Annotated in this window: 18 protein-coding genes; 12 read left to right on the top strand and 6 right to left on the bottom strand. The window is 51.5% G+C overall.

Going from position 1 to position 24,547, the window contains the following annotated elements:
- Nucleotides 1–93 precede the first annotated feature (93 nt).
- Nucleotides 94–750: a helix-turn-helix transcriptional regulator gene (locus DEV76_RS17585; protein WP_198652109.1), complete on the top strand. Its 657-nt coding sequence runs from the start codon at nucleotides 94–96 to the stop codon at nucleotides 748–750.
- A 67-nt stretch (nucleotides 751–817) separates the two neighbouring features.
- On the opposite strand, the gene DEV76_RS17590 is transcribed toward DEV76_RS17585, so the two are convergent.
- Both DEV76_RS17590 and DEV76_RS25990 read right to left on the bottom strand, forming a co-directional pair.
- Nucleotides 818–1,141, bottom strand: coding sequence for a hypothetical protein (locus tag DEV76_RS17590; protein WP_109699233.1), 324 nt, complete (start codon nucleotides 1,139–1,141; stop codon nucleotides 818–820).
- A 78-nt stretch (nucleotides 1,142–1,219) separates the two neighbouring features.
- Complete coding sequence (locus DEV76_RS25990) at nucleotides 1,220–1,450, bottom strand: hypothetical protein (protein WP_157962954.1); 231 nt, start codon at nucleotides 1,448–1,450, stop codon at nucleotides 1,220–1,222.
- A gap of 259 nt (nucleotides 1,451–1,709) precedes the next feature.
- On the opposite strand from DEV76_RS25990, the gene DEV76_RS17600 reads away from it, so the two are divergent.
- Genes DEV76_RS17600 through DEV76_RS17615 form a run of 4 tightly spaced genes read left to right on the top strand, consistent with a single transcriptional unit; the run spans nucleotide 1,710 to nucleotide 5,540 of the window.
- Entirely contained in the window at nucleotides 1,710–2,081 is a 372-nt protein-coding gene (locus DEV76_RS17600; protein WP_109699235.1) for a DUF7674 family protein, read from the top strand.
- Nucleotides 2,068–2,664, top strand: coding sequence for a GNAT family N-acetyltransferase (locus DEV76_RS17605; protein ID WP_109699236.1), 597 nt, complete (start codon nucleotides 2,068–2,070; stop codon nucleotides 2,662–2,664). The genes DEV76_RS17600 and DEV76_RS17605 overlap by 14 nt, the downstream gene beginning before the upstream one ends.
- Nucleotides 2,665–2,697: 33 nt before the next feature.
- Nucleotides 2,698–4,449: a glycoside hydrolase family 9 protein gene (locus DEV76_RS17610; protein WP_109699237.1), complete on the top strand. Its 1,752-nt coding sequence runs from the start codon at nucleotides 2,698–2,700 to the stop codon at nucleotides 4,447–4,449.
- Nucleotides 4,450–4,454: 5 nt separating this feature from the next.
- A complete protein-coding gene (locus DEV76_RS17615; RefSeq protein ID WP_109699238.1) occupies nucleotides 4,455–5,540 on the top strand; it encodes a DUF4421 family protein in 1,086 nt (361 codons plus the stop codon).
- A gap of 8 nt (nucleotides 5,541–5,548) precedes the next feature.
- On the opposite strand, the gene DEV76_RS17620 is transcribed toward DEV76_RS17615, so the two are convergent.
- Nucleotides 5,549–6,418, bottom strand: a complete 870-nt coding sequence (locus DEV76_RS17620) for a toxin-antitoxin system YwqK family antitoxin (RefSeq protein ID WP_109699239.1) — start codon at nucleotides 6,416–6,418, stop codon at nucleotides 5,549–5,551.
- Nucleotides 6,419–6,789: 371 nt separating this feature from the next.
- On the opposite strand from DEV76_RS17620, the gene DEV76_RS17625 reads away from it, so the two are divergent.
- From DEV76_RS17625 to DEV76_RS17655, 7 genes are all read left to right on the top strand, one after another.
- A complete protein-coding gene (locus DEV76_RS17625; RefSeq protein ID WP_157962955.1) occupies nucleotides 6,790–9,801 on the top strand; it encodes a SusC/RagA family TonB-linked outer membrane protein in 3,012 nt (1,003 codons plus the stop codon).
- A gap of 26 nt (nucleotides 9,802–9,827) precedes the next feature.
- Nucleotides 9,828–11,483: a RagB/SusD family nutrient uptake outer membrane protein gene (locus DEV76_RS17630; protein WP_109699241.1), complete on the top strand. Its 1,656-nt coding sequence runs from the start codon at nucleotides 9,828–9,830 to the stop codon at nucleotides 11,481–11,483.
- 82 nt (nucleotides 11,484–11,565) lie between these two features.
- Nucleotides 11,566–12,606, top strand: a complete 1,041-nt coding sequence (locus tag DEV76_RS17635; RefSeq protein ID WP_157962956.1) for a hypothetical protein — start codon at nucleotides 11,566–11,568, stop codon at nucleotides 12,604–12,606.
- An 86-nt stretch (nucleotides 12,607–12,692) separates the two neighbouring features.
- On the top strand, nucleotides 12,693–14,141 hold the full coding sequence (locus DEV76_RS17640; protein WP_109699243.1) for an MGH1-like glycoside hydrolase domain-containing protein: 1,449 nt from the start codon (nucleotides 12,693–12,695) through the stop codon (nucleotides 14,139–14,141).
- Nucleotides 14,142–14,180: 39 nt separating this feature from the next.
- A complete protein-coding gene (locus DEV76_RS17645) occupies nucleotides 14,181–15,188 on the top strand; it encodes a GntR family transcriptional regulator (RefSeq protein ID WP_109699244.1) in 1,008 nt (335 codons plus the stop codon).
- Between the two features lie 30 nt (nucleotides 15,189–15,218).
- Complete coding sequence (locus DEV76_RS17650) at nucleotides 15,219–17,189, top strand: glucosidase family protein (protein ID WP_109699245.1); 1,971 nt, start codon at nucleotides 15,219–15,221, stop codon at nucleotides 17,187–17,189.
- Nucleotides 17,190–17,203: 14 nt separating this feature from the next.
- On the top strand, nucleotides 17,204–18,778 hold the full coding sequence (locus tag DEV76_RS17655; protein ID WP_109699246.1) for a solute:sodium symporter family transporter: 1,575 nt from the start codon (nucleotides 17,204–17,206) through the stop codon (nucleotides 18,776–18,778).
- Nucleotides 18,779–18,833: 55 nt separating this feature from the next.
- On the opposite strand, the gene DEV76_RS17660 is transcribed toward DEV76_RS17655, so the two are convergent.
- The 3 genes from DEV76_RS17660 to DEV76_RS17670 all read right to left on the bottom strand — a co-directional run bounded on the left by DEV76_RS17660 (nucleotide 18,834) and on the right by DEV76_RS17670 (nucleotide 24,519).
- Entirely contained in the window at nucleotides 18,834–19,859 is a 1,026-nt protein-coding gene (locus DEV76_RS17660; RefSeq protein WP_198652110.1) for a phytase, read from the bottom strand.
- A gap of 14 nt (nucleotides 19,860–19,873) precedes the next feature.
- Nucleotides 19,874–22,687: a TonB-dependent receptor gene (locus DEV76_RS17665; RefSeq protein ID WP_109699248.1), complete on the bottom strand. Its 2,814-nt coding sequence runs from the start codon at nucleotides 22,685–22,687 to the stop codon at nucleotides 19,874–19,876.
- 254 nt (nucleotides 22,688–22,941) lie between these two features.
- Nucleotides 22,942–24,519: a tetratricopeptide repeat protein gene (locus DEV76_RS17670; protein ID WP_232826980.1), complete on the bottom strand. Its 1,578-nt coding sequence runs from the start codon at nucleotides 24,517–24,519 to the stop codon at nucleotides 22,942–22,944.
- Nucleotides 24,520–24,547: the final 28 nt, after the last annotated feature.

Below are 24,547 nucleotides of genomic sequence, written 5' to 3' on the forward strand. Positions count from 1 at the left end.
TCATTGTTGGCGGTAATTTCAAGGCTGTCAATTAATTTTGCTGCTTGAAATCCCGACAAAGTTACGATATTTGCGAATAAAGCAAGTATAAACTTGGAAAATTATAAGGCACATCATACCTCTTCTGTCGACCGGCTGTTACTGCTGCTCAAAACGAAAGGCCCCCTTACTACCGGGGCCGTTTCCGTGGAGCTGGGCATTACGGCGGAAGGCGCCCGCCAGCAACTACAGCGGCTGGCCGAAGAAGGCTGGGTGTTCTTTGAATCCATCTCCCGGGGCGTTGGCCGCCCCTCCCTCGTCTGGAGCCTTTCCGACCGCGGAAACCGCCGTTTCCCCGACTCCCATGCCGAACTCACCGTTCAACTTATTAATACAATACGTGATGTATTGGGCGATGAAGCCCTCAATAATGTGATTTCCGCCCGGGAGTACAAAGTGTTATTGAGATATTATGACATATTAAAGGAGGAGGAAGGCCTGGAAGCCAAAGTCCGTAAGTTTGCCGAATTACGCTCGCGCGACGGTTACCTCGCAGAATACCGGCGTGAAGGAGAGGGCTTCATAATGATTGAAAATCACTGCCCTATATGTGCTGCCGCCTCTGCCTGCCACGATATCTGTAAAGTGGAATTGCAGACATTCCAGCAGATATTCCAGGAATGGGGTACCATCGAGCGGCTCGATCACGTGCTGGAGGGCGCCCGCCATTGTGCATACCGCATCACTCCCACAGCTCCCGTTGCAGGATAATTCTCATTAACGCTTAAGAAAGAAACGAAAGATCGAACCGGTGCTTTGCCGGATCGGAAGGGTCGTGTCATATACTAATCTGCTCCTGCTGCAGGAGATGGAAATGCAGCGCTTTGGGATCGTTGGGCATGCCAATACTCATAAATCGCAGATTATTACCATTGACCGCCGCCTCACAAATGATATAGCTCAGTTGCCGCGTCTCCTCCCAGTGCTGGTCATTGCCAGGGCGGACCGGTGTATCTGAAGTATCGGTTATCGCTGTGCCTGTACGTATTATGCAATCGTCCGGCTTCACAAACAATACTTTCCAGTGGGAGGGGACGGGTTCAAACAATTGCGCCGGCACTCCCGCTTCTTTTTTGATTAAGTTCAACAGCTTCTTAAACATATCGTCTGAAAATGATAACGCCGCACCTGTTTGCTACGGGATGCGGCGAATCTGTTTATAATTTTTTGAAGAGAAAGATTAACGCTGTCTGCCCATGGCAAGGTTATTTTTCACCCAAAGTGTCAGCAATCCGGGTACGTTGATTCCCGGCAGGGGCCAGGCGTAAATGCTAAGGTTCCCCAGTGTTTCTGCACCATGCCAGTGATTGATTTTAGCAGCTGCGGCTACTATCGGGATGATAACTGATAGATCGATGATGGAAATGGCGATGTTTTCTACCCGGCAACGATATACTGTTTCTGAAAGCACCCTTCCGTTTTTGCATGGTATTTCACTTTTGTATTGAACAGGTATTTTATGTAAACAGCTACTGTAGCGCCTTTTCATAAATCCGGCCCGGGCGGCATATACTTTGGCATATTCCCCGAAAATCATACAACATGCGCACCCTTCGCACAAGGAGGCCAGTTCCGCCTCCGCGTAACAGCAAATGGATGTACTACATCGTGGCAGGGTCATTCGCCTTGTCGGTTCTCCTGCAGATTATCTTACAGCTAAGCCTTTAGTTATGTTGAATACGTTCGAAGTGCCGGCACTGATAGAAGACGCACTGCCGGAATTACACAAGCCTCTGCGCCAGTTCCCCGCTATTTTTCACCTGTACGAAACGATGGAATGCCTCCGTGATTATACACTCCGCCAATGGCGGGACCAGAACCTGCCCACTTTAGAGAAGTGCTTCCGGGTTACGGGGAGGCTTTACGAACGCGGTAACCAGCGTGTCCGCGATGCAGTGGAAAGGATATTAATCCCCGGTATTTCCCATGCAGAAATAAACGGACAGGCCGGACGCATCCGGTTGTTTTCACTGGTACCCGCATCGTTATACAACCTTTTCATTTGTCAGCATCTTAAAGATCATCATCATGCACGTTCATAATATCATTTCTGCGAAAGAGGCAGAACCTCCCGTCAGTTTCATTGTACGCCCTGCCTCGGTTGCAGATGCACAATATGCTTTCCTCATTGCCGAAACCATCACCGCTTCCGCCAAAGACCGCGGCACCGGGATCGCCGGGCGTACGCCGGAAATGATCCGCCGTAAAATACTGGAGGGCAAAGCCGTAGTGGCTGTGTCTGAAGATGGTGAATGGGCAGGCTTCGCCTACATCGAAACGTGGGACGGTGGCCGCTTTGTTTCCAACAGCGGACTCATCGTACACCCTAAACTAAGGGGGATGGGTATTGCGGCTGCCATTAAGCAGGAAGTATTCCGGCTGAGCCGGGAGCTGTTTCCGCAGGCGAAGATCTGCAGTATCACTACCAGCGCGGCAGTGATGAAGCTAAACAGCCGCCTTGGCTTCAGGCCTGTGTCGTTCGCAGAGATCACGCAGGATGATCACTTCTGGGAGGGATGCCGGTCCTGCGCCAACTATGGTATCCTCTGTTCAAAGGCACGGGGCAACTGCCTCTGTACTGCATTGCTTTTCGACCCGGAAGAAAGTAACGTGAGAAAGCCTTAAATGAGTATCTTGAGTGCTAAATCACGACGTCTCATGAAAATTACCGATTGCCTTGCCCTTGCCTTACTGGTAACGGTTTCCGCGTGTTCGCAGGAGCATACCATCCACCTGAACCAATCCGGATTCTACACGCATGGGCCCAAACGTGCTGCCGTTACCGGTAAGGTGCTTTCCAATCGTTTTTATCTGACTACGCTGAATGGAAAGGACACGGTTTACAGCGGCACCCTTCAGGAAGAAAGGGATTCCCGTTGGTCATCCACCCGCGTCCGCATAGCAGATTTTACGCCCTTCAGTAAAACAGGCCTATATACCCTGCACATCCCGGGAGTACCCGCTTCATATCCTTTCGAGATAGGGGATGCGCCCTTCCGGAGTGTGACTGCCGCATCATTGAAGGGTTTCTATTTTCAGCGGGCCTCCATGCCAATCGAAGAGAAGTATGGTGGAATATGGAAGCGCCCTGCCGGGCACCCGGATACACATGTACTGATACACCCCTCAGCCGCTGACGTTATGCGCCCTGCCGGTACAGTGATTTCATCTCCGGGGGGATGGTATGATGCCGGCGATTACAACAAGTACATTGTCAACTCAGGTATTTCGATGTACATGCTGTTTGCAGCTTATGAAAGCTACCCGCAGTACTTTACAGCCCTCCGGGTAAATATTCCCGAAAGCAACAATAATATACCGGATATTCTCGACGAGGCATTGTACAATCTCCGCTGGATGCTCACCATGCAGGATCCTCACGATGGAGGCGTATATCATAAATGCACCAATGCTGATTTCGATAGAATGGTGATGCCTCATCTTGCCACTACTGCACCGCGTTATGTGGTTCAGAAAAGCTTCACCGCCACGCTCGACTTTGCTGCGGTAAATGCTATGGCCGCACGCATATTTTCAAAATTCAGCAATGAACTGCCCGGTTTGGCAGACAGCTGCCGCATGGCAGCCCTGAAAGCCTGGGCCTGGACTGAACAGCATACACCAATCCCTCACGGCTACAGTCAGCAAGAACTGGCTCGTACTTTTAAACCGGAAATCACAACAGGAGAGTATGGAGACAGGGATCCGGAAGATGAACGAAGCTGGGCGGCAGCAGAACTATATATTACCACAGGAGAAGACCGCTATCTGAGAATAGTAAATTCATCACCACAAAGCGAAGGTGTGCCCACCTGGAACATGGTTAACGCACTTGGCGAATGGAGCCTTATCCGCAACAGGCCCGGTACTCCCGTTGCTGAAAAGGCATTGCAAAACATTCTCAGGCAGGCAGATGTTTTCTTAAGTAACTCCACTACCAGTGCTTTTGGCACCGTAATGGGCCAAACTGCGGAGGACTTCAACTGGGGCGGCAATGCAAATGCTGCCGCACAGGGGATTATGTTGCTCTATGCTTACCAGGCTACCGGCAATCGTTCGTATCTAGACTTTGCAGTGCAAAACCTCGATTATCTCCTGGGCCGTAATGCTACCGGATACTGTTTTGTAACAGGCATCGGAAGCAAGCCTCCTATGCACCCGCATCACCGTCCTTCAGTTGCCGATGGCATTACAGACCCCGTTCCAGGCCTGCTTGTAGGTGGCCCGAATATTAAGATGCAGGACAATAGCGATTACCCCTTCAAAGAAGTGGAAACAACCTATGTTGATGATGATGGCGCGTATGCTTCCAATGAAATTACCATTAACTGGAATGCTCCATTGGTGTATCTTGCAAATGGTATAGAAGCGCTGAAAGGGAAGGCGGGATATGTCAGCGAAGTAAAATAAAATGCATGCCGTTTACCAGTATTTGTTTTGGATGGATATCTGCCTGTGCTGCAGTTTGCATGAACCCTGCAGACAGTATTCCCGTTCACGATTCCCTGCCGGGAAAATACATGGAGAACAAGTGGATCGAAAAGATTAACGGGTATGCCACCGTCAAAGTAACGCACAGCTCCGACCTCGAAACGCTTTCACTGCTGACACCTGATAAAGATATTAATCTGAGCCCCAATGCCTCCGCCATCACGCACGTCAGCGTATCCTACCGTTTCATTACGGCTGGGTTTAAAGTGGCGCCAAAGTTCTGGCCGGGGAATGGAGACAGTAATGAAAAAGGGAAAACATCCGCCCGCGGGTTCGGATTAGGCTTTTCATTCCGGCACTGGCAGCAGGAACTGAGTTATAGCAGAACAAAAGGTTATTATCTCGAAAACACCTCCGATTATGACCCTTCCTGGAAGGAGGGGATGCCTTACATCCAGTTTCCCGGATTGGTAATGACCAGCTATGAAGGCATAACTGCATACAACTTCAACCGGAGGTTTTCGGTGAATGCCGTCCTTACACAATCAGAGCGCCAGCTGAAAAGTGCTGGCAGCTTTATACCATTGCTGCTTTACCGTTATTACATCATGGATGACCGATCGGAGCCAGCCACTGCAGGAGGTGCCACGCAAAAGAGTAATAACTTCGAAATACTGGCGGGAGCAGGTTATCAGCATACTTTCGTGCTGAAGGATTTTTACTTCTCCCTCGGTGTTACGCCCGGCTTCGGATACATCTTCACTAAACTCACTACCCGCTATCCCTCAGGGAATGAAGTATCCCGCAATCATACGCCGGCCTTCCGGCTGGATGCACGGGCCGGACTGGGATACAATGCCCCGCGTTTCTTTGCAGGGGCATATATGAACGTTATATCCAACGCTTCCCGTCAGCAACATACCGCAGTCATCAACAGCGACGATCGCCTGTTATTCCGCGTGTTTATCGGCTACCGTTTTCGTGCCCCGAAATTTGTAGTGCAGAAGATGGATCAGCTCACTGAAAAAGGCATGCAGAAGCTGGATCGCTTACGCGGGAAACATCATTAATAGAAGAATTATTTTACTTTTTTGCCGTCTTTAAACATAATAGTTTCGCGGACTACGGTATCAGAATCGTAGTAGATAATGGTTCCATTCCCGTTTTTCAATGTACCGGCGTCACGCTTATTTCCTTTAGAATCGTAATTCGCAATTACTTCCCAGAAGTTACCGTTTTTGATGATATGCTTTATCCATGATTTACCATTGGGGTAGTAGTACGCATATTCGCCATGCATTACATCGTCCCTGAATGTTATCTTTTCCATTACTGTTCCCGTTTCGTAGAAGCGTTTTGCCTCACCATTCCGCATCCCGTTTTCGAATGCCATTTCTTCGGTTATCTGCCCCTGAGGATTGAAGGCGCGGGCGATGTATTTATTAGTGCCATTGAAGTATTCAGCTTCCGACATACGGGTAATACCATCAGGTAAATATTCAGTAGAAAGGCCATGCAAACTGTCATCCTTGTGGTGGGTGACTTTTACCATTGTGCCTGCCAGGTTGTAGATTTTCCACGGACCATTCAGTTTACCATCTTTATAACTCTGCTCATAAATCAGGTAATGCTTCGAAGTGTCCTCCGCATTTGTAATCCGGAAGCTTACGATTCCTGACTTTTTACCATTCTTATAATTCGATGATACCTGCATCAATACCTCTGCATTAAACTTGATCGGTATTTTACCGCTGGCATCTACATCCAGTAAGGTGGTTTTTAGTTGTAGGTAACTTATGTGAGCTCCGTCCTTTGGGGCTGGGGTAGCAGTGGCCGGAGGTGCTTCGTTCAATAATTTCTTAGGCTTGTAATCTGGTCTTTGCGCAAAGGTGCTACCTGTAATTACTAACAGCAGCAGGCATATGATCATTTGTGGTTTGTAATGCATAGGTATTGATTCATTTCTGATGCCTGCAAATGTAATTCATCTTACAATTAACACCGCCTACTTTCCCAGCCACGAAAAAAAGTTGCGCGTTTAAAAATGTTCCATATATTTACAGTAGAATAGACTAGAATAACCTAGCTAATAGTATCGTCGGAGCTATTCCCGTACGGTCAACCAAAATGTATGTTATGAAAATGATACTTCCACGTCACTGCGACAGCAGCTGATCCTGCAGTGCTATTCAGGTATGATTTATTCCACAGCTACAACCAAATGAAAAAATTATGAAAGCTTTACGCTATCGGAGTTGCCGTCCACAGGCAACCCCCAGTACTTCTTTGTGCCTATCGAAAGTAGTTTTCGCGCTCTTTATGCTATTCAGCGCCGCTATCCCCGTTCTGGCGCAACAAAAAATTCAGGTAAACGGTACAGTGGTAAATGAAAAGGGTGAACCTGTTCCGGGTGCATCCATCGCAGAAAAGGGTACTTCCAACGGCACTATGAGCCTCGAAAACGGCCGCTTCTCCATCTCAGTTTCCGGCAGCAGCGCAATCCTCGTTATTTCCTACACCGGCTTCATTACTCAGGAAACTCCTGCCGGTAATGGCGGCCCGGTACGCATCACTTTACAAACACAAACTAAAGACATTGGTGAAGTAGTAGTAGTAGGCTATGGCGCACAGAAGAAGACTTCCGTGACCGGCGCCGTATCTGCTGTGAAAGGAGCGGAGCTGGTTCAAAGCGGTTCTGCCAACATCTCCAATGCCATCGCCGGCCGCGTACCTGGTGTTATCGCTAACAACCGCTCCGGCCGCCCCGGTGAAGACGAGGCTTCACTCGTGATCCGTGGGTTTAACTCTTTCGGCGGCGGTACCAGTCCGCTGATCATCGTGGATGGTATCCCCGACAGAAGCTTCTCCCGCCTCAACCCCAACGACATTGAAAGCATTACCGTACTGAAAGATGCCGCTGCGGCAATTTATGGTGTGCGCGCCGCCAACGGTGTTATCCTCGTTACCACCAAAAGAGGTAAAACCGGCAAGCCCACCATTCAGTACGATGGTTCCTACGGCATTCAGCAGCTGACGCGCCTGCCTGCCATCGTGAATTCTGCAGAGTACATGACGTATTACAATGAGGTAAGTCCTAATACCTACGCGCAATCCGAGATCGATAAATACAAAGCAGGCAATGTACCGGGCTATACGTCCACAAACTGGCTGGAAGAAGTTTTCCGTAAAAGTGCCCCGCAAACTTCCCACTCTCTATCCGTTAGCGGCGGCAATGAAAACGTTAAGTATTACTTCTCCGGCCAGTATGTAGACCAGCGGAGCAACTTCCGTAACAGTACGGAGCGCTACCGCCAGTTCAACATCCGTTCGAACATCGATGCGCGCATCTCCAACAACCTGAAGGTGAACCTCGATATCGCGGCCCGTCAGGAAGACCGTAACTACCCTTCCTGGGGCGTTGGCGGTATCCTTCACGAAGCGCGTTCCCTCTATCCCTTCATCCCCGTACGGTGGGCTAACGGCCTTCCCAGTGCCGGTGTGGCCGCAGGCCGCAACCCTGCCATCCTCGTAACGGGAGAACCAGGGTATGACCGTGTGAAGAATTACGTGGTTACTCCGCTGGCGGGCTTCGAACTGAAGCTGCCTTTCGTAACGGAAGGCCTATCCCTCAGCGGCTATGCATCTTACGACATTAACCTGCGCCATCAGAAGATCTTCAACAAACCCTGGGATGCCTACGCCTGGGACCGTAATACCAATACTTACTCTAACCAGCGCTCCAGCACCGTGGCTTCGCCTAACGTAACGCAGGACGAGAGCATGTTTAACGGCAGCACCCAATTCATCAAACTGGCTTACGACCGCCAGTTCGGCCGTCATAAGATCGGTGCCTTTGCAGGGTATGAAGCCACCACTTCCTCTACCTGGGGAACATATGCTTACCGGAGAAACCTCCTGAGCGATCAGATCGATCAGATCTTTACCGGAACTGCAGAAGGACAAACCGCTACCGGATCATCCGCGCAGGATGGCCGCGCCAGCTACCTCGGCAGGATCGAATATGGCTATAACAACAAATACCTGCTGGAAGCCACTTTCCGTTACAACGGCTCTTTCAACTTCCCGACGCAGAACCGCTGGGGCCTGTTCCCTGCAGTAACCGCAGGCTGGAGAATCTCTGAAGAACCGTTCTTTAAACAGAACGTAGACTTTGTAGACGAGCTGAAAGTAAGAGCTTCCTGGGGCATCCTCGGCAGCGATGCCGTGGCGCAATACCTCTTCCTTACCCGCTACCAGCTGGTGACCAACAAAAATTACTATTCCTATTTCGGGGACGACTACCAGCTGGCCAACGCCATCTCCCTGTCCAGCACCCCCAATGCCAATATCACCTGGGAAAAGCAGGATACCCGCAACGTAGGTCTGGATGCAACCCTCTTCAAAGGCCGCCTCTCCTTTACCGCCAACTACTTCAGGTACCTCAGGAAAGACATTCTGGCCAAGCGTAATGCCTCCATCCCGCAATACACCGGTATGGCGCTCCCTTCCGAGAACATCGGTAAGTCTCTTAACAGGGGCATTGATTTCGCACTTGGGTATAATGGCGATGCCGGCGAGCTGCGCTATACCATTGGCGTGAACGGTACTTTCGCTAAAAGCAAAGTGATCTTCCGCGACGAAGCGGCTACCGTTCCGGAATGGCAGAAATCAGAAGGCTCTCCCATCGACTCCTGGCTGCTGTATGCATCTGATGGCATTTACAAATCGCAGGATGAGATCGACAAATCGGTTCACCTGCCCGGAGCTAAACCCGGTGATCTGAAAATTAAAGACACCGATGGTAACGGTACCATCACTGCCAACGACCAGGTAAGGATCTATGAAACCGCCACGCCGAAAATCGTGTACGGCGTAAACCTGGGCCTGCAATACAAAGGCATTGCACTGAATATGTTGCTCACCGGCCAGGCACAGGCAAAGCAACTGATCAACTCCCAGATGCAGGGCGCCCTTATCTCACCGCCCAAATGGCTGTATGATGGCAGATGGACAGCTGCAAATACTACAAGCGCATATCCCCGTGCATTTACCAGCAACAGCACCAATGCTTCGTACTACAACAATTCCGATTTCTGGCTGCGCGACGCATCGTTCCTGCGTCTGAAAACACTGGAACTGTCGTATGCCATTCCCGCGCATATTTACAGCAGACTGGGCCTGAACGCTGTACGTATTTATGCAAGCGGTTTCAACCTGCTGTCGTTCGACCAGATGAAGAAATACGGTATTGACCCTGAAACGAACAATACCACGGGCATCAACTATCCTCAAACGAAAATCTACCGCTTCGGTATCAATATCGGGCTGTAAGACAATCACCTTTCAAATTGCCAATTATGAAAATGAACATACTGATCGTAGCGGGACTGGGCCTGTGTACTGCATTACTGCCTTCCTGCTCGAAGGTGCTGGACAAGGCGCCGCTGGATTCATATACCGATGAATCTGTCTGGAAAGACCTGAAGCTGGCAGAGGCTTTTGCCAATAACATATACAACGTTTTGCCGACCTGTACCTACGACTGGGGCAATTCCATCAACAGGAGCTTTTTGCTGTCGCCTGCGTCTGACGAAGGTTTCAATAAGTTCAACTACGCCGGTGTACGTAACGTACTGAACAAAGGCCTGCTCTCGCCTGATAACGGAGGCCAGTTCGATATCTGGTCGAAGAATTATCACCATATCCAGAATGCGAATATTTTCCTGTCGAGGATTGACCAGGTGCCGGGTGATGAAAACATGCGCCGCAGGATCAAAGGAGAGGTTACCTTTCTGCGGGCATACGCTTATTTTCAGCTGATCAGCGACTATGGCGGCGTTCCCCTCATAAAGCAACCCTTTACACTGGAATCGGACTTCAAAGTTCCCCGTAGCAGCTTTGATGAATGCGCGAAGTTTGTGAGCGATGAGCTGGAAGCTGCGGCTACCATGCTTACCGGTATCAACCAGCCGAAAGGCCGCATCAATGCCGCACTGGCCCTGGCTATTAAATCGCGCCTGTTGCTGTATGTGGCCAGCCCGCTCTGGAACCCATCCAACGATGCCGCTAAATGGACGGCCGCGTCTGTTGCAGCCAAAAGAGTCATCGACCTGAACGGGCTTAACCTGTTCAACGGTAATTATGCCGACCTGTTCACCACTTTCAATTCAGAAGTGATCGGCATGAAGCTGTCGAACAAGCAATACCAGTGGGATGCGTTTACCGGTGTGGAAATGATGAACTTCCCCAATGGTTACCATGGCTGGGCTGCTTTTGCACCCACACAGGACCTGGTAGATGCATTCGGTATGGCGGATGGTAAAATGATCACCCATGCACAATCGGGTTACAACCCGCAGCAGCCCTACGCCAACCGCGATCCCCGTTTCTATGCCAATATCATTTACGACGGGCGCCCCACCGGCAATCCTGCTTACTTTACTGACAGAACTACCACCGAGGCACAATTCTACGAAGGCGGTTACGATTCGGATCAGGGATATGATGCGTGGAACAACAGCTTAACCCGTTACGCCTTCCGCAAGTACATGGACACCACGTTCAATTTCAACACCGATACACAAACCGACCGTTTCTGGATCCTTGCAAGGCTGGGAGAGATGTACCTGAACTATGCAGAAGCAGAATTTCAGTTAGGACATGAAGCAGAAGCGCGGGAATACCTCAACAGGATCCGTTCAAGGGCAGGTATTACCACACCGCTGACGGAATCAGGCCCGGCACTGCTGGAGCGGATACGTAACGAACGGCAGGTGGAGCTTTGCTTCGAAGGGCACCGCTACTACGATGTGCGCCGCTGGAAAATTGCGGAAGTAACGGAGAACCGTCCCTGCCGCCAGGTGATCATCACCCGGAATGCAACTACAGGTGTTAAAACCTATCAGTATAAAACACTGGAAGAGCGGGCCTTCAAACCCGAGCATTACCTGTTACCCATCCCGCGTACGGAACAGAACCGTACCGGTATGGCACAAAATCCATTCTACAAATGATGAATGCTGAATTGATAATTCTTAACCCCGAACAGCCCTGCCGCTTCAGCGGTCGGGGCTGTTCCCGTGTAAACCAGACAGCATGAAAATATTCTGGATGATTAGCGCCGTACTGGTATTGGCTGCAACCGCCTGCAAGAAAGGTAAAGACAAGCCGCCCCCGGAGGAAGCACCGGCAAACACGATCGTTACCCCCGGGAACGAACCGGGATATGTATACATAGACGGGAAGTTTAGTGGTTATAAGTCTTCTGGCCAGGTGAAGCTGCCAGCCGGGCGCCACACCATCGGCGTGGCCTTAGAGAATTCGTGGACTTACCTGCGCAAAGATGTAGATGTAACCGCTGGTGCAGCTATCACATTTACGGCGGCAGATAAGCCTGCATCCAAAGTATGGAAAGCATTGTACGTTGGACTGTCCGAAACCCGCGGCAGTTCCGCACAGGGCGATTGCTCCACGCATTTCACCAAAGCGGAACTGGATGCAGGCTATGAGTTTCTGCAATGGAGCCTGCGGGAGCACTTCGAGAAATATTCCTATGGCCTCATGCAATGGCAGCTCGAAAGAAAAGACATTGCGGAGCCGGTAATGCTGAAAAAGGGTGGGGAAGCATGGTATACAGTGGAACCGGGTGTAATCACTGCAAAAATCCCTGAGATAGTACCGGGCGCTTATGATTGCGTGTTCGTATTCTGGCGGGAAAGTGAAGGTACCTGCAGCTTCCGGAGTAATTACTTCGGACTGGCATGGACCAACCCCATGGGCGAACCCATCAAAACAGGTTTCGTTACCATTAAGTTCGATGCCGGAAACGGTGTGGCAGGAAGGATAGCGAACTACAAAGCCAATGATCCCGGCGTATGGGTACATGAATGGCTGCATACCACGGGGGAACGTTTTTACCAGGATAAGGGGCTTTCCTTGCCTCAGCCTGCGGGTGGCTTTACCGTACATGCGGCAGAAACCTACGGCTACACGTACCCCTGGATGACATGGTACCGTGATATGATGGGAGGCAGGGTACCCAATACCCTTACAGGACTGGGGTACCTCGGCATAGGCCCGGAAGCTTTTCTGCGCTGTACCGTCAGGGAAACGGCGCTGGACGGGGCCTGCCGCTAGGGGGAGCCTGCTGTATGCGGAACTGATTTTTAACTATATTCAATCATTCTTTTTGTTATGGCGAAAGCACTAAACTTTTTACCGGTATGAGGGTTTTGGCAGGGATCAGGGCAGGTGCCATCGTTCTGCTGATGGGTTCGGGGATGGCAATGGCACAATCCGCACCGGCCGTCTTTACATCTTCAGACACCGCCTTGCAGCAGGCATACGAACGGGCAAGGGATATGGCCCTGTCTTACCGGGGATCATCCACAGATCCTGTTGGGCCCTGGTATGAAGCGGCCCTTCCTTCCAGGAATGCCTTTTGCGTACGTGATGTATCGCATCAGCTGATAGGTGCGGAAGTGTTGGGTATGCATGCGGAGAACCGGAATATACTCACTCATTTTGTGTCGAACATCTCCGAAAGCAAAGACTGGTGCACCTACTGGGAAATCAATAAGTTTGCGAAACCGGCTCCGGAAGATTACCGGAATGATCAGGAGTTTTGGTACAACCTCAACGCTAATTTTGAGCTGATACACGCCAGCTGGCGGATGTATCTCTGGACGGGCGACACTACCTACATCACGGCTCCCGCCTTCCGGCAGTTCTTTGATCTTACCGTTACGAAATATACCGACCGCTGGCACCTGCAACCCGAAACGCTCTTGAAGCGCCCGGCGTATCCCAATGCACCGGTGCCTTTTAATTTCAACGACTACTTCCACCGCTGCCGGGGACTGCCTTCCTACTACGAGGCAATTGCTGATATCGGCATGGGGGTAGATCTGGTGGCGGCCATGTACCGCGGGCTTTCCAGCTATGCGGCTATTGCTGAACGGAATGGTGACAAAGGAACCGCTGGCACATACCGCGCCCGGGCAGCAGCTTACCACCAGCATATGGAAGCACAGTGGTGGGATAAAGAGGCGGGGCTATACAATACCTACTACAACCATAAAGGCCGGTTCGGCAAAGGTGAAGGGGAAACGTACCTGCTCTGGTACAATGCTCTTTCCGACAGCAGCCGTGCCCGCCGCACCATTGCCCACCTCGCTTCGTCTAAATGGAATGTAGAGAACCTGTCGTACCTCTCTTACCAGATGAGCCGCTACGGGTATTTTGATGAAGCTTACCGTTACATCCTGTTCCTGACCGATCCTTCCACGGAGCGGAGGGAGTACCCGGAAGTATCGTTCGGGGTGATGGAAGGCATAGTGCAGGGGATCATGGGGGTGGAGCCGGATGCCCGGTACGGGAGGCTCACCACCATTTATAATTCCCGTTCTCCGCATTTTTGTGAATTACGCGGCCTGAAGGTATTATCTTCGGAAATCAATCTGAGGCATGCCCCCGGGCTCAGCAGGCTCACGAACGATGGAAAGGCCCCCATTACCTGGCGGGCCGCATTTAATGGACGTATTGCGCGGATAATCGTCAACGGAAAGCCCCGGAAGGCAATTGTAGAAACCGATTTTATGGGAAACCAGCGCTCCCGGGTAGATATCCGGGTAGCACCCGGAGCCTCCGCAACGGCGGCCATCGCCCGATAACGGAAAAGGAACATTGAATAAAAAGCAGAAGACCGTTTTATGAACGTATTTGATAAAATTACGGACCTGGAGAAAGTAGTATCCTATTCCAAGCACGACCGTCTCGTGCAGGGCATCATCCATTCCATCAACGATAAAGTACTCACCCCGGGCGATACCCTGCCTTCCGTGAACGTCATGATCCGTGAGCTGGGCTTTTCAAGGGAAACCATCATGAAAGGTTACCGCGAACTGGTAGGGCGAGGCATAATCGAAGCCAAGAACAGGCTGGGGTACTTTGTTTCCGGCAACAGCACGGGGCAAACCCTTAAGGTGGCACTGGTGATGTATAACCTCGATACCTTCGAAGAACAGTTCTACCGTAATTTCAGGCAAACGCTCGGTCCTTCTGTTACCCTGCAGCTTTACTTCCATCACGGCAATATAGAAGTGTTCGAAACGGTGCTCCAAAGCATCCGCGGCCAGTTCGGCATGTATGTGATAGCGCCCATCCCGCATCCTAAATCAAAGGAGCTGCTGGAAACACTTCCCCGCAACAAGTTCCTCATGTTCGACCGGTACGAACCGATCGATGGAGAGTTCAGCCATATCACACAGGAATTCGAGAAATCATCCTACCGGATGTTTACCGAACTGGCGGATGATATCAGGAAGTTCGATGAGTTCATCTTCTATCATTCCCCCGATTCGCTGGACCCGAAAGAGATTGCACGCGCCTTCCGGAAATTCATTAAAACACATCAGATCAACGGCCGCATTGAAAAAGAATTTGTGGCCGGTACCGTTGAAAAGAATAAAGCCTACTTCACCCTCGACAACTTTGCCATGTGGGAAATCCTCAAAGAATGCAAGGCAAAGCATTTCAAACCGGGGAAAGACGTAGGGATACTGTCTCATAACGATGAGCCGGCAAAAGAATTTGTAGGGATCACCACTTATTCGGCAGACTTTGCTGCCATGGGCCGGCTGGCCGCGCAGGCTATCCTTGACCGGGAGCCGGTGCAGATGACAATACCTACCACGCTGGCGCGGCGGGCTTCGCTTTAACCTTATAAGACCAACAAAAACATTTTTACCATGCGATTTTTATACATGCTGCTGCTCCTGCTGCCCTGTGCTGCAGGCCACGCGCAGTACATCTGGGAAATGGAACCCAACGGAGGTATCCGCTGGAACACCGTACCCGGACAGGCACATGCCGACCATTTCGAGATGAGCGGCAAACAACTATCCGCCATCATCCGTTACGGGCAGGATGCCGCCGGTAAACTTACCTTCGGCCGCAAGCTGGTGTTCCCCATGCTGCGGAGCATCCCCAATAACACGCGCGCCAACCTCATCCGTGAGTTCAATGGCAATATCATGGACTCGGTGAAGCTCAATGGCCAGCCGGTGCGTGAAAGCCGCCCGGTGTTTTCCATTCACGGCACACTGCAATGTGTATCCACTATCGCGCAGGATGTAACCCTGCATAGGAACCTCTTCCCGTCAACGGATAAAGCCGCTCTGGTAGAAGCGTTTTACATCGGCAATAACAGTAAGGAAACCATCACTGTCCACATCCCCGCAACCGATAGCATCCGTGCCACGGATGCCGCGAAAGGTGTATACGGTTCATATACGGTACAGGTGAAAACATGGAACGCCGGCCAGCATGCCATACGCCCCGGCACCGGGCTGTATTTCCATGTGGTATATTCCGCCCGCAAGCAGCAGGATGCACCATTTTACCTGGACCCCGCTTATGAACTGGGCAAACGGATGGCCATCGTAAAAACGCTGGAAAACACCCTTGTACTCGAAACGCCGAATGATACCCTTAACCGCATGTTCGCCTTCGCTAAAGTACGTGCTGCGGAAAGCATTTATGAAACCAAAGAAGGACTGATGCATGGCCCGGGCGGTGGAGAATACTATGCCGCCATTTGGGCCAACGATCAGGCGGAATATGTGAATCCCTTCTTCGCTTACCTGGGTTATGAAGCAGGCATCGCCTCCGCGCGTAACAGCTTCCGGATTTTTGCGAAGTACATCAACCCGGAATACAAGCCCATTCCCAGCTCCATTATTGCAGAAGGAGACAGTTACTGGAATGGTGCGGGAGACAGGGGAGATCAGGCCATGATAGGCTACGGGGCCGCTAAGTTCGCCCTTACACTGGCAGAAAGCCGCGATCAACAGGAGCAATGGCCCCTGGTAAAATGGTGCAACGAATTCTTACTGCGCAAGAAATCTGCCGAAGGCGTGATTTTCTCCGATTCCGATGAACTGGAAGGCCGTTTCCCTGCAGGCAAATACAACCTCTCCACCAATGTGCTCACCTACGGCTCCCTGCTCTACGGTGCCCGCCTCGCAGATATACTGCACGAAACACAGACGGCCACGGAATGGAGAAAAGAAGCTGCCTCACTGAGATCGAACATCGAAAAGTATTTCGGTGCAGAAGTGGAAGGCTTTAAAACTTACCGCTATTACGATAAGAACGACAAACTGCGCGCCTGGATATGCATGCCGCTGGTGATGGGAATGTACGAACGCAAAGATCAGACACTGGCCGCATTGCTTTCTCCAAAGCTCTGGAGCCCCGACGGACTGCTCACCGAATCCGGCTCCAAAACCTTCTGGGACCGCTCCACGCTTTATGCCTTCCGCGGTATCTTCAAAGCAGGAGCTACAGACACGGCTATCAAATACCTGAATTACTATTCCGGCAAACGCTTATTAGGCACTCACGTACCCTATGCCATTGAGGCATGGCCCGAAGGGAATCAGCGCCATCTGTCAGCAGAAAGCGGGCTATATTGCCGCGCCGTAGTGGAAGGATTGTTTGGATTCGATCCCATCGGTAACGGGGAATTCTCCATCTGCCCGCGCCTCCCTGCATCATGGAACCGCATGTCACTGAAGAGTATGGAGGCATTCAAAACCACTTTCGATATATCTGTGCAGCGTAAAGCAAAACTGTATACTGTTACCATCAAAGAAGCGGGCAAACCGGCGAAAGCCTATGCATGGAACGGTAAGCAGGATCTGCGTATAAAACTATAATCATTGAACGGGAGATGAGCACCATCGCAATCTGTACGTTTTTTATCATCACCGCCATGGCAGCGCTGCTGTCGTGGCGCGGTACCCGTACGGCCAAGCCTGCCACACTCACCGGACTGTTTCTCGGCAACAGGAACCTGGGCTTCGTGGCGGTAGGGAGTGGGTTGTTGTTCGCCAATATCAACACCACTTCCTTCATCGGTGAAAACGAACTCACGTTCACCAATAACATGAGCGTGATGGCATGGGGTGTTACGTCGGTGGTAGTGATGATGGTGGTGGCGGAATTCATTCTTCCCATTTACCTGAAAACCGGCATTTCCACCACGCCGGATTTCCTTGAAGCACGATACGACCGCAGCACTAAAACCATTGTATCTCTCATCTTCCTCGTCAATTACATCGTGAACCTGCTGCCCTCGGTACTGTATGGTGCCGCGGTAGCGCTGGAAGGCTTATTTGGTGTATCTGCCGCATTAGGTATCGGGTACTGGCCTGCCATTTGGCTGCTGGTGGCCTTAATGGGAGCTGCCGGTACGTTATTTTCATTAAGAAGCGGGCTGAAGGGAATGACCGTTTCCGGCACGGTACTCGGTTTTGCCATGTTTACCGGCGGACTGTTACTACCTTATTTCGCATTGCAACATCTGGGTGGCGGCAGCTGGGAAACCGGCCTGCAAACCATCCTCACAACTCATACTGAAAAGTTCAACGCCATCGGCGGCAGGGGAGATGCCATACCATTTTCCACTATATTTACCGGTATGCTGCTGGTGAACCTCTACTACTGGAGCACCGAACAATACATCGTTCAGCAGGCATTGGGTTCTAAAGATCTGGCTTCTTGCCAGAAAGGAATGGCTTTAGCCGGCCTTGGCAAACTGATATTGCCTTTATTACTAAACATCCCCGGCATCATTGCCGCGCATGTATATGTAAGTCTGCCCAATTCCACCACCGCATTTTCCACGCTGCTGCGCGACGTATCCCCGCCAGTATACACGGGCTTCATGGCCGCATTGCTATTCGGCGCCTCCCTCACCACGTTCATCGCGGGAGTGAACAGCTCCGGCACCTTATACATGCTCAATCTCCGGAAGCAATCTCCCGAAGCCAATAACCTCCGCACAGCCCGGCGCTTTGAAGTATTGTTGTGTGCATCGGCAGTATGTATTGCTCCGTTCATTCACTTTACACAGGGCGGGCTTTACACCTGGTTACAGAAGATAGGTGCCTTGTTCAGTGTGCCCATCTTTACCATCATGGTGGTGGGTTTCCTCACCCGCAGGGTGCCTCCGGTGGCTGCGAAAGCAGGACTGCTATTCTTCATCACCTGCTACGCCCTGTCGCAGTTTATAGTGAATACAGGCATTCATTTCCTGCATGTACTGGCCATCCTGTTTGTGGCTACTGTAGCACTGATGTTGTTCATTGGCTGGCGCAGGCCAATGGGAACTCCCTTTGTACTGCAAACCCATAACCTCGTGGAAGTAACCCCCTGGAAGTACAGGCGCATTGCTTCCATCACATTAGCCGCCATGGTAGTAGCCCTGTACTGGCTGTTTTCAGCAGGCGGACTGGCAGCATAGGCAACAAAAAGGCCGGGTACTTATAAAGCCCCGGCCTGATAATGGTGTATGCGGTTTACTTCTTCATCCTTGCTTCCAGATCTTTAAAAGCGTAGTAATGAAACACACGCCCGTTGCTCATGGCAACGAACAGCCCACCGGGGAATTTGTTCCCGAAGGTAACCGGGGTAATATCTGAGCCATCGCTTTCTACGGTAGATACCGGCACTTCTCCAACAAATTCATTCTGCCCTTCCCTGCGGAAAACCATGAATGAATTAGCCTGCTGGTTAGACACGAGGAGGTAGCCCGTGCTGTCGCTCAGCGGGCAGAGGGAAATGCCTTCGTGGTCGGATGCAAAGCCTGTCTGTCCGAAGAAATTAAGTTCCGTATCGTCCTTCTTTTCAGGGTCGGCATAATACTTACGGATACCCACCGTTTCATCAGAGCAATACACATAGCCAAGGGTATTATCAACGGCAATTGCTTCAATTTCCTTCTTCCCTGAGTATTTCCCGAATTTCCTTACCAGTTCCGCTTTCACATTTCCTTTCCCATCATCCTGCAACCGGTATTGCCAGAGATACCCTTCCGCAGGGCCCGTTTTACGGCCTACGATTGCGAAGATGGCGGAGTCAGCCAGACGGGTATACAACGCCACACCCATCGGGTCGCGCTGGGCTTCACCTTCGAAGACGGGTATACCGCCATTGTCGATGGGTTGGAGATCAGGGAGACGGAAGATGCGGATCTTGTTTGTTTCCCGCTCTGTAGCCACGGCAATGTCTGTGAGCCTGCCTGCGAGGGGTAGGTTGTAGGCGATATCCACGTTGTTGGGGCGCTGCAGCTTTTCAGACTTGCCCACTATTTTCCCGGCAAGGTCAAAAGCATAGAGGCCGCCATCAGTATCTTTATCGGTGCCGATAATGAGGCTTTTCAAAGTGTCAGCCCGGTTGATCCAGATGGCAGGATCATCCGTATCATGGTTTACCACCTCCGTCACCAGCACGGGCTTTACGGCATTGTCTGCCACGCGGGCGTGCTGACTGCATGCGGAAGCGCCCAGCAGCAGGGCTATATAGATTGTCTGTTTCGTCATCATGTTACTTTGTGAAATTACAAATCGAATTTGAACCCGAAGTTGTAGCGCGGTCTGTAAAACTCCGCCTGCATGGTTCTTTCCTTAATACCCTGGTAATAGCGTAACGGCTGATTGGTGAGATTGTTCGCTTCACCGAATGCACGCAGCTGGCGCGTCAGCTTCACGGAAGCGTTCAGGTCAAGGAAGAACTGCCTGTCGTAGAAGCGGTCTTCAAACGCATCACCCCCCAGTTCATCGAGATAAGCCGCTGCATAGTTGCCGGAAATACGGGCAGAGAAGATCTTGTTCTCGAAAGAAAGGGAAGCATTCATCATATGCGGTGCCGTGCCAGGGAGGGTCACGCCGTCGCGTTTATCACCGTCTCCGTTATATACGCCGTCGGCTTTCGATTTGGTGTAGGTGTAGTTGAGGTAAATACCGAAGCCTTTGGCGAAGCCGGGCAGGAAGTCGAGCTGGCGCTGTAGTGCTACTTCAAAGCCATATACTTTTACCTTGTTACCATTCCGTGCCTGGCGGTAAGTCCAGTTTTCGCCTGCAGGCACCGGGTTTTTCTGGCCGGGGAAGTCGGTGGCAAACTGGGCAGTGGTATACTGCTGGTCGCTGTAGGTGTAAATGAAGTCTTTGATATTTTTGTAAAACACCCCGCCGGAGAGGATACCCACCGATTTGAAGTACTGCTCCGCCATGATGTCGAAGTTAGTGGCGTATGCAGCTTTCAGTTCGGGGTTGCCTGCGCTCAGCTCTTCATCTTCCGCCACAATATTCAGATACGGTGCAATGTCGTAGTAATTGGGCCGGGCGATGGAAGTGGTAGCGGCAAGGCGCAGCACCAGGTTGTCGGTAGCGTTGTATTTGAAAGTAAGGCCCGGCAGCACGTTCAGGTAGCTGTTTTTCACGCTGCGCTGGCCGGTAAGGGTTTCCTCTTCTTCCACCACGTTTCCGTCGTATTTGGTGCTGGTATTTTCCAATCGTACCCCTGCAATGAACGACAGGCGGGAAGTGATATCCTGATCCCAGCGTACATATACTGCAGTAATGGTTTCCTTTGCTTTGTAGTTAACTGCCAGGTATTCGGAAGGGTCTGCTTCTTTTTCAAACAGCGCACCGTTAGAAAGATCGAGCCCGCCAAGGAACTCCGGGGCTATGAAACGGCCGGGTACATATTGATTACCGGGCTGGAAAGGGCGCTTGTTCCACTCGTGCAGCGGCATTTTATCCAGCGTGGCAAATTCATTCACCGGTTCGAATTCGAAGAAATCGTTATCACGCTTCTTATCTTTCAACCTCAGCCTGCCGCCGATGCGCATACGGCCTTTCTGTTGCGGGATCACGCTCAGGGGGAAGCGCAGGTTCAGCTTCAATCCCAGCTCGCTTTCTTTCGTGAAATCGTTATTCTCGGTAAGGGAACCAAATTCATAATCCGATTCGGAAACACCGGAAGGCATTGCTGTTGGGCGGCGGGGATTGGTAATATCCATGGTAACGGGTACATCTTCCGCTTCATACTCAATGTATCTTTCCCGGTCCTTCTTTTCACTGGCGGATGACCATGAAGCGCTCCAGTTCAGATCTATCTTAGGGTTCAGCAGGTGATCGCCCCGGAGGGAGTAATTCTGAACCCGCTGCGTTTCCAGTCTCCGGTTTTTACCACGACTGCCACCCACACCGCCTTTGTTCTGGCGAACGAGCGATCCGGTATAGCCGGTGATGTTATCATTGGCATCATACTCCGGTTCAATATCCTTTACATTGTAAGCGAAACGGTTCTCCCGGTCGTCGCGCCAGGTGTACATGGTATTGAAATAAATGGTGTTGCCGGAATTGATTTTATAGTCCAGCGCAGCGGAAGCGTTTCTGCGGATGCGCTGCACGAAATACTGGCGGATGCCCATTTCTTCCAGGTACACATTCCCGAAATCATCTTTCTTCCAGGTAGGCTCTATGTTATCGGAACCGTAATCGTTGTTATTGTAAGAGGCGCTTACGATGGCACCCAGCTTATTATTGAAGAAGCGGTTACCCAGTACGAAGGCGCCGTTGTAAATAGGCTTTTCCCGGATCGGATTGTACCCGGAGGAAAGGGTGGCAGATACCCTTGGCCCGTTAGGCGCCGCGCGTGTCACGAGGTTCACGGAGCCGCCGATAGCGTCGGCATCCATATCAGGGGTAAGGGTTTTGTTCAGCTCTATCGTTTGCACCATATCGCTGGGGATGAGATCCATCTGCACATTCCGGTTATCGCCTTCGGCAGATGGGATACGGTCGCCGTTGAGGGTAACGGAATTGAGTTGAGGCGCCAGGCCGCGGATGATGATGTTACGCGCCTCACCCTGATCGTTCTGCATAGTAACACCGGGGATGCGTTTAATAGCGTCTCCGATATTACCATCGGGGAAACGCCCGATCTGATCGGCACTCACCACATTGGTAACGTTGGGATTGTTTTTCTGCTGGTTCAGGGCTTTTGCCTGTCCACGGAGGCGGTCGCCCACCACGAGTACTTCTTTACCGGCCACGCCGCCTGCTTCGAGGGCGATGCGTTGCTCGGGATTGCGCCCGGCAGCAATAGTGACGGCGATGGCGGATTTACCATAACCGATATAGGATGCTTCGAGCTGATAGTTACCGGGAGGCACGCTGAGGAACTCGAAACGGCCCTGCTGGTCGCTCACGGTGTAATGGTTTCCCGGGCTTAGGCGAAGGGTAGCCCCGGGCAGCGAAAGGCGCTGGTTTTTATCCATAATATGACCCGTCAGCAATCCCGTACCCTGGGCAAAGGCCAGTACGCTGAAGCAGCAGAGGATCCATACAGACAGCAATTTTTTCATGGTATCTTTTTTATTTGGTTTGAAGGCCCCGGAGCAAAAGCGGCCGACTTTTTTCCGGGCACTCAAAGATGCACATGAAGTACCCCCGAAGGCAAATCCGCACCGTGAACAAAAAGGATACAACGTTAACACAGGCGTGAACAAAGCGGTAACAGCGTGAACAAATCCGGTGTAATTGTTTGATTATCAAATAGTGTTTCCGTAACAAAATGGCTGTTAAGGAATTATTACCGTAACATGGTAGGGGCATTTTTTCAGACCGACTGTATAAACGTGGTCAGGCTTTCGCCCTGTTTAAGCTGCAGTTTTTTACGTAACCGGTAGCGTACTACGCGTAAACTATCCTGCGAAATTCCCAGCAATACGGCAATATCTGCCGAGCTGAGGTTCATCTTAAGAAGGGCAATCAGCCGCAGATCGTTGGCGGTAAGACCGGAGCAGTATGATTTCAGTTTGTCGAAGAAAGACTCATGGATCTGCCCGAAGATGTTCCGGAATTCATCCCAGTGCTGATCGTGGTTGAAGTTCTGGTGGATGAGCTGCTGCAGTTGTTTAAGCTGCTTCTTCTGATCGCGCCGGTCGTCGTTCACCATGTCCACTATTTTCCCCTGAATTTCTTCCAGCAGCTGGTTCTTCTGGATGATGTGGAGGGTATGCGTTCCCAGAACTTTGGAGCGCACTTCCAGTTCCTGCTTCAGGCTTTCTTCCTGCACCTGCAGGAGCTCGGTACGGGTTTGGAACTGCTGCTGCTCCTGCATCCGTAACAAAGCGGCATTGCGGATGCGGAGGCGCTGCCGGGAAATGACCAGTATACCCAGTAAAGCCAGCAGGAGGGCGCCTATTACAAGGGAAATAGCCGTGTTACGGGCGTTGCGGAGCCCTGCAATCTCCATATCCTTTTTACCGGTGTCGTACATAGCTTTTATAATGGATAGCTGTTTGCCGCTTTCGCGGGAGTATATATTAAGGAGGCTTTCGCGGCTGAGTTCCCCGTAATGGAATGCGCTGTCGTTACGGCCAAGTAGGTTATAGGCTTTGGAGAGGTCGCGGTAAGCACTGCTGAGCTGGTATTCCTCCCGGGTTTCCAGCGCCAGGGCTAACGCGCTGCGGGTGTAGGGGATACTTTCCGCGAAGCGGCTGGTTTTGCGGAGAATGTCGCCGAGGTTGTTGTAGATCTCGATAGTTGCAAGCCGGTTATGCTGCAGCAGGTTCAGCTCAAGGGCTTTGCTGAAGTAGTGGTAAGCGGAATCGTACTGCTCAAGATCTTCGTGAATACTGCCCAGGTTTTCATAGATCTTGGCGATACCATCCTGACTGGCGGAGCGGGCAAAGAGGGAAAGGGCTTTATGCTGGTAATAGGCGGCGCTGTCGTACTCATGGCGTTTTTCACTGAGGTGGCCGATGCGGCCTAGGGTTTGGGCCATGCCACTGAAGTTGCCTGCCCGGGTAAAAAGGCTGAGGGCCTCGTCGTAATAGCTGCGGGCTTCTGCCGGCTGGCGGCTATAATAATATAAGGTGCCGATGTTGTTGAGGTTTTGGGCAAGGGGAATCCATTGCCGGGCTTCGCGGTAAAGCTTACCGGCCTGCAGGTGGTAATCGAGCGCCTGCGGGTAATAACCGAGGTGATAGCAGGTTTCACCCATGCGGCTGAGGATGCCTGCAGCGGCTATGGGGTCTTTATGGCCGAGGGCTTTCTCCAGCGAATCCTTCAGTGCCGGGAACCCCGGGGTGGTAAGAGGGGAGTCAGTGGCGGAGATGAGGATGGGAGCCTCCGTTTGAGCAGCGAGGCGGGTGGTGAGGAAGACGGTGAGCAGCAGGAACAGGTACTTCATCCTGCAAAGGAAAACGTCCCATATTACC

The organism is Chitinophaga deserti, from assembly GCF_003149455.1.
GTDB lineage: Bacteria > Bacteroidota > Bacteroidia > Chitinophagales > Chitinophagaceae > Chitinophaga > Chitinophaga deserti.

Excerpts from the sequence above, each read along its gene's own strand:
- DEV76_RS17670 (WP_232826980.1), bottom strand. The coding sequence starts at position 24,519 with ATGAAGTACCTGTTCCTGCTGCTCACCGTCTTCCTCACCACCCGCCTC.
- DEV76_RS17665 (WP_109699248.1), bottom strand. The coding sequence starts at position 22,687 with ATGAAAAAATTGCTGTCTGTATGGATCCTCTGCTGCTTCAGCGTACTG.
- DEV76_RS17645 (WP_109699244.1), top strand. The coding sequence starts at position 14,181 with ATGAACGTATTTGATAAAATTACGGACCTGGAGAAAGTAGTATCCTAT.
- DEV76_RS17600 (WP_109699235.1), top strand. The coding sequence starts at position 1,710 with ATGTTGAATACGTTCGAAGTGCCGGCACTGATAGAAGACGCACTGCCG.
- DEV76_RS17655 (WP_109699246.1), top strand. The coding sequence starts at position 17,204 with ATGAGCACCATCGCAATCTGTACGTTTTTTATCATCACCGCCATGGCA.
- DEV76_RS17650 (WP_109699245.1), top strand. The coding sequence starts at position 15,219 with ATGCGATTTTTATACATGCTGCTGCTCCTGCTGCCCTGTGCTGCAGGC.
- DEV76_RS17590 (WP_109699233.1), bottom strand. The coding sequence starts at position 1,141 with ATGTTTAAGAAGCTGTTGAACTTAATCAAAAAAGAAGCGGGAGTGCCG.
- DEV76_RS17640 (WP_109699243.1), top strand. The coding sequence starts at position 12,693 with ATGAGGGTTTTGGCAGGGATCAGGGCAGGTGCCATCGTTCTGCTGATG.
- DEV76_RS17610 (WP_109699237.1), top strand. The coding sequence starts at position 2,698 with ATGAAAATTACCGATTGCCTTGCCCTTGCCTTACTGGTAACGGTTTCC.
- DEV76_RS17605 (WP_109699236.1), top strand. The coding sequence starts at position 2,068 with ATGCACGTTCATAATATCATTTCTGCGAAAGAGGCAGAACCTCCCGTC.
- DEV76_RS17635 (WP_157962956.1), top strand. The coding sequence starts at position 11,566 with ATGAAAATATTCTGGATGATTAGCGCCGTACTGGTATTGGCTGCAACC.
- DEV76_RS17660 (WP_198652110.1), bottom strand. The coding sequence starts at position 19,859 with ATGATGACGAAACAGACAATCTATATAGCCCTGCTGCTGGGCGCTTCC.
- DEV76_RS17630 (WP_109699241.1), top strand. The coding sequence starts at position 9,828 with ATGAAAATGAACATACTGATCGTAGCGGGACTGGGCCTGTGTACTGCA.
- DEV76_RS17625 (WP_157962955.1), top strand. The coding sequence starts at position 6,790 with ATGCTATTCAGCGCCGCTATCCCCGTTCTGGCGCAACAAAAAATTCAG.
- DEV76_RS17620 (WP_109699239.1), bottom strand. The coding sequence starts at position 6,418 with ATGCATTACAAACCACAAATGATCATATGCCTGCTGCTGTTAGTAATT.
- DEV76_RS17615 (WP_109699238.1), top strand. The coding sequence starts at position 4,455 with ATGCCGTTTACCAGTATTTGTTTTGGATGGATATCTGCCTGTGCTGCA.